We start from the raw sequence: 11928 nt of genomic DNA on the forward strand, positions 1-11928 counted from the left end.
TTATTTCGGTGGTGGGCAGAGGCCGCGCCCGGGTGTACCAATGATGTGTCTAATTGTTTCAATTTGCGGATACAGCCGACCCTTGCTGCGGAAAAGGCGGCTGCAGCAAGAAGACCTCAGAAGCCCTCCCGCTGACAGAGGGAGGAGGGGGACAGCCCAGCGCTACGTAGCTTTCCTTCGCTGCGCAGACTCTTCAGATTGGTTATTTGTCAAATAAATCAGTCCATTGGATGTATGCCATTGCGGGTGCGCGCAGCCGCTGCGGAGCATCGCGGGGCGCTGCACGCCTCTGCGGTGCTGTTGTATTCCGATGCTGGCTGGGGGCGGCAGGCTTCCCGCGTGGCGAGGCCGGTTCGTAAATGCTATGGGCAGCTCTGCATTGTTTTGCTGCATCATTTTTATATGGCTAATAAATTTATTGAAAGTTTATTGGGTATATACGCCGGATGCCGGTGCTACATTCGCAGCCCTTGTTGTCAGGTACAGCAGGTTATTAAGGTTCCGTTACTACCACTGGTCGTTATCTCGGCGGTCGCCGAGAAAATCTTTGGTATGTAGCAAAAATCTTTTATTTCACTGAACACGCAAGCCGTTATCTCTGTTTTTTGAGGAGAGGGCGGAGCTTTGCCTTTTTTAAGCAGGACGTTGAAAGTGTTACTCCCGTATCGATCACCGCCGCTACGCACCACGGTGCGTTGCAGCGTTGCCCTGGCCTTGTTGTCGGGTCTGATGCCGGCCGTGGTGGCCGCCCAGTCGACCCAGTACGACATCTTTGTGAACCACGACGCCTTTGTTGCGCAGACCGGCACCGTTGCCGAGAGCGGATCGGTCGATGGGCCGGTGGGCGCGGACTTTGTCTACCGCGCCAAGGTCAAGCTCAATGGCGGCACCGGCGAGGTATCCAACGTCCTGTTGCTGCAGCAACTGCCAGCGGGCGCCATTTTTCAGGGCATCGCCGCGCCCGCCGGCGTGCAGTGTGACGAGCCCCTGCCCAAGGCGGGCGACACCATCCAGGCCGGCTCTGCACTGCGCTGCCATCTTCCGCTGGTGACGGCGGCCGATTTCGTCGCGGTGGACTTCCGCGTCAAGCTGCCCACCGCTGGCACCGACTGGACGGCGCAGGCCTCTGCCTCCAGTCCCAACAACGTGGATCCGGATGCGGGTGAACTGGCCCCGAACCACAGCCGCATCGAACGCACGATCACCACCTATGAGCGTGCTGATCTGGCCGTACAGATCCTGGCGCCTGTGAATGGCGCCACGCATACGCAGGGCGACAAGGTCGACTACCAGCTCCAGGTGCGCAACGCGGACTCGCCCTATGCCTTTGCACTCGAGGCGGGCGAAAAGGCGACCGTGCGTTTTCCACAGCCCGAGGGAACCGAGTTCCAGGGCAGCCCTGGCGGCAATGGCTGGGCCTGCCAGCTGGTGGACGACACCAGCGCCAACCAGCCCGTGCCGGTATGGAGCTGCAGCTACACCGTGCCCGCCGGCCAGTCCGTCGGCCGTGGCCAGGATTTGCCGCTGCTGAGCGTGCCTGTGCTGGTCAAGGCCAGCGGCGGCCAGGTGGCCAGTGCGGTGTCGGTGGCGGGTGAAACCGCCACGGGCCAGCTGTTTCTGGATGCCGACCCTGACAACAACACCGATGATGTGCAGATCCAGGTGCAGCCCAATGTGAACCTGGACATGGCCCTGACCAAGGTCGTGAATCCGAAGGTGGTGGACAAGAAGGCCGCCGCACCTGTGCCGGTGGTCTACACGCTCAGCGCCAAGCGGGTCGCTGGCGAGCTGGTGCCGCAGGACATCGAGGTGACGGACACGCTGCCCGCCGGTGTCAGCTTCGTCTCTGCCAGCGGTACCGGATGGGACTGCAGCAACAATGCGCAGGTCGTTCGCTGCCGCTACAGCGGTGCATTTACAGCGACCCTGCCCCAGATCACGGTCCATGCCACCGTCGATACGGCTTCCGTGGCAGCCGAAAGTGTGGTCAACAACGCCGCCCAGGTCTCGGCCAGCAATGAATCGCCTGCCAATGTAGGCGACAACAACAAGGCGCAGGCCAGCGTGCTGGTCAGCAACCAGGTGGACCTGGCCGTGAGCAAAAGCACCACGGCGTCGGTGATTGCCTCCGGCCAGCCGTACCAGTACGCGGTCAAGATCAAGAACAATGGCCCGCTGGATGTGCTGGAGGGCCAGACGATCACGGTGACGGACCAATTGGATGGGCAGTTGCAGTTCGCCGGGGTGCCCGCAGGCTCGCCGTGGACGTGCAGCCCCGAAAGCACGACGGCTACTGAACTGGGCCGGCTGCTGACCTGCACCTTCACGGGAGGCATCGCCGCGGGCAAGACCTCGGAGTTGCTGCTCAATGTGGTCGCGCACATCGATCCGGGCCAGGGCAAGTTTGCCACCATCAAAAATGGCGCCCAGGTGACCGGCGTGGACGGGCGGGGCAGCGCCGCCATCGGCCATATTGCCGACAGCAACAGCGTGAACCTGTCGGAGGCCAAGGCCGATCTGTCGATCAGCAAGTCGGCTGCGGTCACCGGCGCATCGGCGGCGTCCGGTGCCGAGGTCGTCTACCGCTTGCGCGTCAAGAACGACGTGCCCGCTGACGCCGGCAATGTGGACCTGCAGATGGCCAGGACCGTCAAGGTCACGGACACCGTGGGCAACCTGCTGACCTCCTACAGCGCAGGCGTGCTGGGGGTACAACCCTATGCCAACGGACGCTATCTGACGGCCGAAGTCACCATGCCCGGCGGCAATGGCGCGGAGTCGGATGCCTGTTCGATCTCGGGCGACAACAACCAGAAGTCCGCCACCGTGACCTGCAACTTCCGCAACCTGCCCGCCGATCCGGCAGCGGAATACCTGGTCGTCATCAAGGCGCGCCAGTATGTAGACCCCAAGGACGATGCCACGCAGACCAACACCATCGTCAATGTGGCGGATGTGAGCTCGTCCGATACGGCGGAGTTCAACACCGGCAACAACCGCTCCCAGGCCTCGGTGGAGCTGGAAGCCCTGACCGATCTGACCGTAACCAAGCAGGCTGCGCCCGAGAGCGCTGCCGCCGGCCAGGCGATCACCTACACCTTGACCGCCAAGAACAGCGGCCCCTCGCAGGCGCGCAAGGTCAGCGTGACCGATCAGTTGCCGCTGAACACGATCTGGGTGGGCGCTGCGCCCAGTATTGCCGGGGGCAGCTGCAGCTTGAGCGGCGGCGCCACGTTTGCAGCAGGCTTGGAGATCACCGAAGCCAACCGCACGCTGACCTGTACCTGGACCGACGCCGTGGCCGAGAAGGCGCAAAAGACCGTGACCTACCAGCTGCGCTCGCGTGCCAAGGACTACCCGGCTCAGCTGGACAACCGCGTGGTGGTGGCGTCGGTCACGCCGGAGACGGATCTGAGCAACAACAGCGCCCACGAAACGGTGCCGCTGAACACGCCCCAGGTCGATGTGCTGGTGAACATGCGCCACACCAATGACGGCATTCCGCTGGACACCGGCAAGACCCAGTACACGATCACGGTCACCAACAGTGGTGCCTCGCAGTCGTACGCAACCGGCGTGCAGATGGTGGACCAGTTCCCGGCAGCCGGATCGACGGCGGACTTCCGCTTTGTCTCGCTCGACAGCGTGCAGCTGGCCAATGGCGATGCCCGCTTCGGTACCGACAGCTGTAGCGTGCCTGCATCCGGCGCGCTGGCGGGCAGCCTGGTCTGTGATTTCCCCTGGCTGGCGCCTGGCGAATCCGTGGCGATCAAGTTCACGATGGAGCCAGCTTCGCTGCTCGATGGCCGCGCCGTCGGTACCATCAACCACCGCGCCAGCGTGAAGGCCGATGTGGAAGTGCTGGAGGGCGTGGATGTCAGCAAGAACAACCAGACCACGGACCGCACGTCGACCTATGACCCGGCCCAGGTTTCGCCCGGGGACCTGGACAAGCTGCGCTATGTGGACCTGTCGCTGACCAAGACCGCGTCGGCGGGCGATGCGGTGGATGTGGGCGATCTGATTGCCTACACCTTGACGGTGAAGAACGAGGAAGACCCGGCCGCTAACCCGCGCAATGACCTGGTGGATGGCCATGCCGTCGTCAGCGATGTGCTGCCCGAAGGCCTGGCGCTGGAAGGCGCAGCGCCTGATGGCTGCAGCTATACCGAGGCTACGCGCAGCCTGCGCTGCGAGATCACATCGCTCAACGCCGGGCAGACGCGGGACTTCCGCTTCACGGCCAAGCTGCTGTCGCGCCCGCAAGCGCAGACCAGCGTGGTCAACAGCGCCAGCCTCTCCAGCCCGGGTGATACGGATGAGTCCAACAACGAAAGCCGCACCGAGACGCCACTGGCGCTGGTGGATCTGGCCCTGCGCAAGACGGTCGACAAGGCCCAGGCGGCTGCAGGCGATGCATTGACTTACACCTTGACGGTTGTCAACAACGGCCCGGCAGCAAGCCGTGAAGCCAGCGTGACCGATGTCTTGCCCCAAGGCCTGGTCTTTGTGCAGGCGTCGCCCGCCTGCCGCTTCGACGCCGATAGCCGCACGCTCCGTTGTGCGCTGGAGCCGCTGGCCGCCGGTGCGTCCGTGGCATTGACGGTCGAGACGACCGTGGATGCAGCGCTGCAAGGCCCGGCCAGCCTGGTCAACACGGCTGCCGTGGACCTGGCCGGTGATTCCGATCCAAGCAACAACGAAAGCACTGCGACAACGACCATCCCTGGCAAGGACAGCGGGGGCAACGAAGGCAAGCCCGATGGCAAGCCCGCCGTGCCGGTGCCCGTGCCCACCCTGGCACCGGCTGGCCTGCTGCTGATGGCGCTGGCGATGGCTGCGATGGCAGCGCTGCGACTGGGACGCCGCAGCCGTTAAGCGCGCATCCCGGATGCACCTTCGCCCCCAAGCCGCGCATCGCCATGCGCGGCTTTTTTACGTGGGGGATTTGCCGCATGAACACCAGTTGTTGACAGAGGCATTTCCCCCGCTCAGAACTTTAACGGCTATATTTGCTCCTACGTCCACTTCGACGACAGCAGGCACTCACCATGGTTCGCTTCTTTTTTGTATTTCTGGGGCTGCAGCTCTCCTTGTTCGGTCTCAACATGCTGAGCTGGGTGCAAAAGCACCTGGTCGAGCCGTGGACAGCCATGCTGGCGCAGATCTGCGCTTTTTTGGTGACCTGGTTTGACAAATCGGCAGTGGCAGAAGGCAAGGTGCTGTGGAACCATGCCACCAACTTTGGCGTGTCCATCGAGGCCGGCTGCAACGGCATCGAGGCCTGCATTGTGTTGTTTGCCGCCATCATGGCCTTTCCATCCAGCTGGCGCCACAAGCTCATCGGCCTGGTGCTGGGTTTCATCGCGGTCCAGGCCGTCAATATCGTGCGCGTGATCAGCCTGTTCTACCTCGGCCAGTGGAACATGTCGGCTTTCAACTTCGCCCATGAGTACCTGTGGCAGGCGCTGATCATGCTGGACGTGCTGGTGGTCTGGCTGGTCTGGGTGCGTGCAGGCCAGCGCGCCAAGCGGGCCGAGGATGGCTCGGACGCGCCACCCCCCTCGGGCTCAGGAGCGGGCCCGGCGCTGGCCGCGGCCTGACCTGCACCGGCCAGCAGTGTGCGCACTGCTGGCTTTTTTCCATTCACCGCACTAGAAATACATGGCCCCCAGGGCCGAGACCGAGGAAGAGGGATGAAGCGCTTGAACCCGATACAGCGATTTGCACTGCTGGCCTTCGCCGGCATCATCGTGCTGACCACGTTGTGGGTGCAACTGTCTCCATGGATGGGCTACCCGGTGGCGGTGATCTCCAAGGAAGGCATGCAGGACCTGGCATCGGGCTGGGTCAAGCAGGTGCACATCGCGCCGGGCAAGATCGAGGTCGACACCTCGGTCGGCGTCGCCAATGCCAACACCGGTGGCCGCTGGGCCGAGATCTCGGTCGATGGCGACCCGGGCCGCTATGCCTACGGATTTCCGATCTTCTTGGCGCTGTTGCTGGCCGCCTGGCGCAAGGGGCGTGTCTGGCGCGCGGTTCTCGGTTATGTGATCTTGCTGCCGTTCCAGGCCTTCAGCATCTCCACCAGCCTGCTGATGCAGGTGGTGCTGGCCACCAACCTGGACCTGCGGCTGCTGAAGATTTCGCAGACCCAGCTGGATCTGCTGGCCTATGGTTACCAGTTGGGCAGCCTGGTGCTGCCGACCCTGGTGCCGTTTTTGCTGTGGCTGTGGCTGGACCGGCAGTTTGTCAACGAAGTGCTGGTCGAGGCCTGGAAGAAGAACATCCAGCCCAAGCTGGTGCCGCGCCCCACCGTGGTGCGCCCACCGCCACCACCGCCGCCAGAGCAGGTGATCCGCCCGGCAGAGAGCGGGCCCGAGATCTCGCACGAGATCAGCATCACCTTGCCACCGCGCAAATAAGCGAGCTCCTATTGCCGGGGGGCTGGCACTTGCGTGCGCCAGGTGGCCAGCGCCAGCGCCGTGGCCAGCAGCGCAAACACCGCGCAGAATGCCAGCAGCGCGCGTGACAGGCCCACCTGGTCGGACAGCCAGCCAATCCCCAGAATGGGCAAGATTGTGCCCACATAGCCGGTGACCAGGTAGGTGGCCAGCAGGCCGGCCCGGTTGTCGGCCCGTGCCACCTTGTTGACCACCGAGATGCCGCCCAGGTTGCACAGGCCATGGCCGAGTGCGGCAGTCAGCACGCAGAGCAGAAACACGCCGGCCGAGCTGGCAAACACGTTGACGATCAGCAGCAGGTTGCACAGCGCCAGCGATGCGTAGCCGGTGATCAGCACCTTGCGGGTGACAAAGCCCTTGGCGGCATACTGCGTAGCGGCCGACAGCAGCAGGATCAGGCCGATCGATGGCCCGCTGATCGCCGGCCCATGCCAGGGCAGCATGCTTTGCATGAAGCTGGGGGCGAGCGATGCGAACAGGCTGAACATGCCAAAGGCGCAGAACGCGCCCATCGAGGCCAGGCCATAGCGGCGCAGCGCAGCGCGCTCCGGGAAGGTCAGGCGCGGCATCAGCTGCCGCAGGCCAAAACGGGTGCTGGCAGGCGCGGGCTGCAAGTGGGCCGGCAGTTGCACCTGGAACAGCGAATAAATCGCCAACGCACTCAGCAGCAGCGATGGCAGATAGGCGCTGCGCAGCGGAAAGGGCGCCCATTGCGCCACCAGGCCACCGACGATGGGCCCCAAGCCAAAACCAAAGGCAATCGTCAGACTGGTGGTGGCAGCGGCGCGCTGCGTGTCACCGCTGGTATTGAGCTGGGTCAGGCCCAGCGAGGCCGAGGTCGTGATCATGCCCGAGGCCAGGCCGATGATGATGCGGCTCAGGCCAAACACCTGCATGTTCCAGGCCAGTGCCGACAGCAGCACGCCGCCGCTCATCAGCATCACCCCCGCCCGCAGCACCTTGAAAAAGCCATAGCGCGTCGTGATCGCGCCCAGCAGCATCAGGCTGGTGAGCGCTGCGGCCATGTACAGCACAAACACCTGGGTGATGGCGCTGGGCGGCAGCTGCCACTGCGCCTGGTACAGCGGGTAGAGCGGGCTGGCCAGCGCCGTGCCCATGACGCCGACGCACATCGAGAAGCACACCCAGAAATAGGGCGGCCAGGGGTATTTCATTGCAGGACTTGGATCTGGGCTGCGGTGGCTGCAGCAGGCCAGCGGCGGGTAGCGGCTGGCCGGCAAGGACGGTGGGCTGGATTGTAGGCAGCGGGGCCGCGCATGTCGCAGGGCGCCGCCGGTGCCCATGGCCTGGCGTAGGACATAGGCAGACAAAGTCCATGGCAATGCCCTTGTAGCGCGGAACCGTGGGGCAAAGGCTGGTAAAAATAGCCATGATCCGAATGTCCACGCTGTCCTTTTCGCCCTCCCGCCACTGCCGCGCTGCGGCTGCCGCTGCCATTGCGGTGGCCTGCGTGGCTGCGCTGTCCGCCTGCTCGCCGTATGTGGGTGTGGGCGTGCCGGTTGGGCCGTTTTCGGTCGGCGTCGGTGTGGGCAGTGGCGGTGTCAGCGCCGGGGTGGGCACGGGTGTGGGCCCCGTCGGTGTGGGTGTGGGGGTCAACCAGCGTGGCCAGGTGACCGGCAATGCGGGTGTCGGCGTGGGCACCTCCGTCGGTGGTGCGAATGTGGGCGTGGGGGTGGGCACCGGCACGGTGCTGTATGACCCCGCTGCGCCCGTGGCGCCTGCATCGGCCCCCGCAACGGCACCGGACTATGCGCGGTCCGCACAGCCTGGCGTGGTCGTACCAGGGGTGGTCAACCCACCCGCGGGTGAGCACGATGCCAACCTGCAGTGGCGCGGCGCCGATGGGCAGCTGCTGCCCGACTGCCGGCTGAACAACCGCTGTTAACCGGTTCTACACATACAGCGGCGGCTCGTCCATCGCGATGCGCTGGGCCTGCAGCAGCTGCGTCTGCTCCTGCCAGTAGGCCTCGCTGCCAAACCAGGGGAAATGGATCGGGAAGATCGGGTCGTCAAAACGCCGGGCCAGCCAGGCGCTGTAGTGGATCAGGCGCAGGGTGCGCAGCGGCTCGATCAGTACCAGCTCGCGCCGGTCAAATGGGCGGAACTGCTCATAGCCTTCCACGAGGGTCGACAGCTGCGCGCTTTGCTGACGGCGGTCGCCTGACAGCAGCATCCACAGGTCCTGCACAGCGGGGCCGCTGCGCGTGTCATCCAGATCGACAAAATGCGGGCCGCCGCCCTGGTTCTCCGGCGGCACCCACAGCACATTGCCCGGGTGGCAGTCGCCATGCAGGCGCAGGCTGCGAAAGCTGCCTGCGGCAAAGTGGCCGGTCGCGCTGCCCGGGTCGATGATCTCGCAGATCTTGTCGGTGGCGCGGCGGCAGGCATCGCTCCAGGCGCTGCGCTGGCCGGGCGGGATGGCGCCGTGCGCCATCAGCCAGTCATGGGGTTCGCGGGCAAAGTCCTGGGCGTTGATGCTGGGGCGGTGCGCAAAGGGCTGGGCTTCGCCCACGGTGTGGATGCGGGCCAGAAAGCGGCCAACCCATTCGAGCACTTCCCAATCGTCCAGATCGGGCTGGCGCCCGCCCCGCCACGGCGAGACCGAGAAACGAAAACCGCCATGCTGCAGCAGGCTGTGGCCGCCCAGTTGCAGCGGTGCCACTACCGGCACTTCGGCATCGGCCAGCTGCTGGGAGAAATGGTGTTCCTCGGCAATGGCCGCATCGCTCCAGCGGCCGGGGCGGTAGAACTTGCAGACCACCTTGCTGCCGTCTTCCAGCCAGACCTGGTAGACCCGGTTCTCATACGAGGACAGCGGATTGAGGCGGCCATCGCCCCACAGGCCGACCGATGCCAGCGCATCGAGCACCAGATCGGGGGTCAGTGCGGCATAGGCATGTTCCTGTTGCGGGCTGCTGGGCGGGTAGTCATCGTTGTCGTGCATCCTGCCATTGTGCGCCCATCTTGTGACGGCCATGGAGAGGGCAGGGACGCAAAAAAAGCCGGGCATGCAAGGCATGCACCGGCTGTACTGGAGAGGGTCAATCGTTGCGCTGTGTAGCTTAGAACGTCTTTACGATCTCTATACGAGGAGATCGTAAACACGTTCTTACACCACCACGGTCAGGGTCTTGTCGATATTGCCGCGGGTGGCATTGGAGTAAGGGCAGACCAGGTCGGCGTCATGCACCAGCTTTTCAGCGGCGGCCTTGTCCATGCCGGGCAGGTTGACCGTCAGGCGGGCTGCAATGCCGTAGGCGTTCGGGATGGGGCCCAGATCCACTTCGGCGTCGATCGACAGGCCATCGGGCAGTGCAAGCTTTTGCTTGCCGGCGACCGCCTTGATCGCGCCGATGAAGCAGGCAGAGTAGCCTGCGGCAAACAGCTGCTCGGGGTTGGTGCCCTGGCCGCTGGTACCGGGCGAGGACAGTTGCACGTCCAGGCGGCCATCATTGGTGCGCGATGCGCCGTCGCGGCCGCCGGTGGTGTGTGCGTGGGCGGTGTACAGAACTTTTTCGAGAGTAGCCATGGTGAACTCCTGGTCAACGGTGGGACAAAAAAACTGCTTCTTCAAGAAGCGGCGGGCAGCGGCGCGGCCAATCGGCTGCGCAGCTGTTGGATCTGTTGGGTCAAGGCCTGCAACTCCTGCAAACTGCATTGGCTGCGCTCCAGCACACAGGCGGGAACGGCGGCTGCTTGCTCGCGCAGTTGCCGGCCGGCATCGGTCAGGTGCACACGCACGCGGCGCTCATCGTCGCTGTCGCGCTGGCGCTGCAGCCAACCGGCAATCTGCATGCGCTTGAGCAGCGGCGTCAACGTACCCGAATCCAGGTACAGGCGCTCGCCCAGCTCGGAGACCATGCAGCCATCGCCTTCCCACAGTACCAAGAGCACCAGGTACTGCGGGTAGGTCAAACCCAATGGTTCGAGCAGGGGCTTGTACAGCTTGGTCATAGCCAGTGAGCTGGAGTACAGCGCAAAACACAGCTGCTGGTCGAGCAGCAGCGCGTTGTGGGCAGTGGCAGGGTTGGCGTTGGGCATGGGTTGAATTATAGTGCCAAATTAAATTGTGCACAACTTAATTGGGGAAACACCTGCAGCCAACAGGGTGTTTGCCCAGGGCCGGTGCATGGCCCTGGCTTCGTCTGAAAGGCAGGCAACCCGCGCCGCAGATGGCGGCTGGGTTGCGCCCCGTCCATTCAATATGCGGTCTGCACCACCTGGCCGCTGCTGTCCTTGAATTTGGCAGCCACCGCATCGGCAGCGGTGCGCAGCAGGATCAGGTCCATCGAGACGGCGACAAACTGTGCGCCCAGTGCCAGGCATTCGCGGGCGCGGGCTTCGTCCACCATCAGGATGCCGGGGGCCTTGCCGGCAGCGCGGATGCGGGTGATGGCGTCATTGATCGCGGCATTGACCACCGGGTGGCGCGGCTGGCCGGGGTAGCCCATGCTGGCCGACAGGTCGGCAGGACCGATGAAGATGCCGTCCACCCCATCGACGGCGGCGATGGCCTCGATCTGGTCCAGCGCCTGCGCGGTTTCCACCTGCACCAGCAGGCACAGCTCCTTGTCGGCATCGTCCACATACTGCATGTCGCGGCCAAAGTTGCTGGCGCGCATCGAGCCGCCCATGCCGCGAATGCCCTTGGGCGCATAGCGCATGGCCTGCACGGCGGCGCGGGCCTCGTCGGCGTTCTGCACAAAGGGGATCAGCAGCGTTTGGGCGCCAATGTCCAGGTAGCGCTTGATGAGGACCGGGTCGTTCCAGGCCGGGCGCACGACGGCGCTGGTGGGACGGGGCTGGAGCGCAGCTTCTACCGCCTGCAGCTGCTGCAGCACCTGGGGGACATCGTTGGGCGAATGCTCGGTGTCGAGCATGATCCAGTCATAGCCGCTGCCGGTCAGCAACTCGGTGATATAGGGCGAAGGAAAGGCCGACCACAGGCCGATCTGTGCCTGACCGGCGGCCATGGCTTTTTTGAAGAGGTTCGGAGTGGGCATGCTTGTCTCGGTGGGGTGGTGTTGTCTGTGTGGTGGGTCAGGGCAGGAGGTGGATCTCGTCGTTGCTCAGCGGCCAGCGGCAGCTGCCTGCCAAGGTGTGCCATTCGCTGGCGCCCAGGTCCAGCGCCTGCTGGTCTGCCATGGCCGTGACGCTGCGGCAGATGGGCTTGAAATGCCTGGCGGCCACCGTGTCGCGCCCGTAGCGCTGGTAGTAGCGTTTCAAGTGCAGATCGGCAGCCGGCACCCGGGCGGCGACATAGGCCAGGTAGTCGCGGTAGAGCGCATCGACCGGCGCATCTTCGAGCTGCTGCTTCCAGATGCGAAAGCCGGCCAGGCAGGCCACCAGGGCCAGCACCAGCGCGGCCACAGGCAGGGTCTTTTTCCAGATCGGGGTGCTGCGTGGCGCGGGCATGGGGCAGGGGGCGCTGGGCAGCGCAGGC

At 64.5% G+C, this 11928-nt stretch carries 10 protein-coding genes; 4 read left to right on the forward strand and 6 right to left on the reverse strand.

Annotated elements, in window-relative coordinates; translation table 11 throughout:
• Positions 1-651: 651 nt before the first annotated feature.
• The 3 genes from AB7A72_RS08100 to AB7A72_RS08110 all read left to right on the forward strand — a co-directional run bounded on the left by AB7A72_RS08100 (position 652) and on the right by AB7A72_RS08110 (position 6425).
• Positions 652-4878: a DUF7927 domain-containing protein gene (locus AB7A72_RS08100; RefSeq protein WP_369459822.1), complete on the forward strand. Its 4227-nt coding sequence runs from the start codon at positions 652-654 to the stop codon at positions 4876-4878.
• A 173-nt stretch (positions 4879-5051) separates the two neighbouring features.
• Positions 5052-5603, forward strand: a complete 552-nt coding sequence (gene xrtH, locus AB7A72_RS08105; RefSeq protein WP_239809679.1) for an exosortase H — start codon at positions 5052-5054, stop codon at positions 5601-5603.
• Positions 5604-5696: 93 nt separating this feature from the next.
• On the forward strand, positions 5697-6425 hold the full coding sequence (locus AB7A72_RS08110) for an exosortase H-associated membrane protein (protein WP_239809678.1): 729 nt from the start codon (positions 5697-5699) through the stop codon (positions 6423-6425).
• Between the two features lie 8 nt (positions 6426-6433).
• Here the strand turns inward: AB7A72_RS08110 and AB7A72_RS08115 are convergent, their stop codons facing one another.
• Complete coding sequence (locus tag AB7A72_RS08115) at positions 6434-7639, reverse strand: MFS transporter (protein WP_446715035.1); 1206 nt, start codon at positions 7637-7639, stop codon at positions 6434-6436.
• Between the two features lie 224 nt (positions 7640-7863).
• Here AB7A72_RS08115 and AB7A72_RS08120 point away from each other — a divergent pair, with 224 nt between their 5' ends.
• The gene (locus tag AB7A72_RS08120) at positions 7864-8370 is read left to right on the forward strand and encodes a hypothetical protein (RefSeq protein WP_312411483.1); all 507 of its coding nucleotides are present in this window, start codon (positions 7864-7866) and stop codon (positions 8368-8370) included.
• 6 nt (positions 8371-8376) lie between these two features.
• Here AB7A72_RS08120 and AB7A72_RS08125 read toward each other — a convergent pair whose 3' ends face one another.
• The 5 genes from AB7A72_RS08125 to AB7A72_RS08145 all read right to left on the reverse strand — a co-directional run bounded on the left by AB7A72_RS08125 (position 8377) and on the right by AB7A72_RS08145 (position 11900).
• Entirely contained in the window at positions 8377-9429 is a 1053-nt protein-coding gene (locus tag AB7A72_RS08125; RefSeq protein ID WP_230770934.1) for a serine/threonine protein kinase, read from the reverse strand.
• A gap of 165 nt (positions 9430-9594) precedes the next feature.
• Positions 9595-10014, reverse strand: coding sequence for an organic hydroperoxide resistance protein (locus AB7A72_RS08130; RefSeq protein ID WP_239809676.1), 420 nt, complete (start codon positions 10012-10014; stop codon positions 9595-9597).
• A 41-nt stretch (positions 10015-10055) separates the two neighbouring features.
• On the reverse strand, positions 10056-10526 hold the full coding sequence (locus tag AB7A72_RS08135; RefSeq protein WP_312450627.1) for a MarR family winged helix-turn-helix transcriptional regulator: 471 nt from the start codon (positions 10524-10526) through the stop codon (positions 10056-10058).
• A gap of 158 nt (positions 10527-10684) precedes the next feature.
• Positions 10685-11488 carry an HpcH/HpaI aldolase family protein gene (locus AB7A72_RS08140; RefSeq protein WP_369459587.1) on the reverse strand — a complete coding sequence of 268 codons (804 nt, stop codon included), beginning with the start codon at positions 11486-11488 and terminating at the stop codon, positions 10685-10687.
• A gap of 37 nt (positions 11489-11525) precedes the next feature.
• Positions 11526-11900, reverse strand: coding sequence for a hypothetical protein (locus AB7A72_RS08145; RefSeq protein ID WP_312450621.1), 375 nt, complete (start codon positions 11898-11900; stop codon positions 11526-11528).
• Between the last annotated feature and the right edge of the window lie 28 nt (positions 11901-11928).

The sequence above is a fragment of the Comamonas sediminis genome, from assembly GCF_041107495.1.
GTDB classification, from domain to species: domain Bacteria; phylum Pseudomonadota; class Gammaproteobacteria; order Burkholderiales; family Burkholderiaceae_C; genus Comamonas; species Comamonas sediminis.

Excerpts from the sequence above, each read along its gene's own strand:
- xrtH (WP_239809679.1), top strand. The coding sequence starts at position 5,052 with ATGGTTCGCTTCTTTTTTGTATTTCTGGGGCTGCAGCTCTCCTTGTTC.
- AB7A72_RS08110 (WP_239809678.1), top strand. The coding sequence starts at position 5,697 with ATGAAGCGCTTGAACCCGATACAGCGATTTGCACTGCTGGCCTTCGCC.
- AB7A72_RS08115 (WP_446715035.1), bottom strand. The coding sequence starts at position 7,639 with ATGAAATACCCCTGGCCGCCCTATTTCTGGGTGTGCTTCTCGATGTGC.
- AB7A72_RS08120 (WP_312411483.1), top strand. The coding sequence starts at position 7,864 with ATGTCCACGCTGTCCTTTTCGCCCTCCCGCCACTGCCGCGCTGCGGCT.
- AB7A72_RS08125 (WP_230770934.1), bottom strand. The coding sequence starts at position 9,429 with ATGCACGACAACGATGACTACCCGCCCAGCAGCCCGCAACAGGAACAT.
- AB7A72_RS08130 (WP_239809676.1), bottom strand. The coding sequence starts at position 10,014 with ATGGCTACTCTCGAAAAAGTTCTGTACACCGCCCACGCACACACCACC.
- AB7A72_RS08135 (WP_312450627.1), bottom strand. The coding sequence starts at position 10,526 with ATGCCCAACGCCAACCCTGCCACTGCCCACAACGCGCTGCTGCTCGAC.
- AB7A72_RS08140 (WP_369459587.1), bottom strand. The coding sequence starts at position 11,488 with ATGCCCACTCCGAACCTCTTCAAAAAAGCCATGGCCGCCGGTCAGGCA.
- AB7A72_RS08145 (WP_312450621.1), bottom strand. The coding sequence starts at position 11,900 with ATGCCCGCGCCACGCAGCACCCCGATCTGGAAAAAGACCCTGCCTGTG.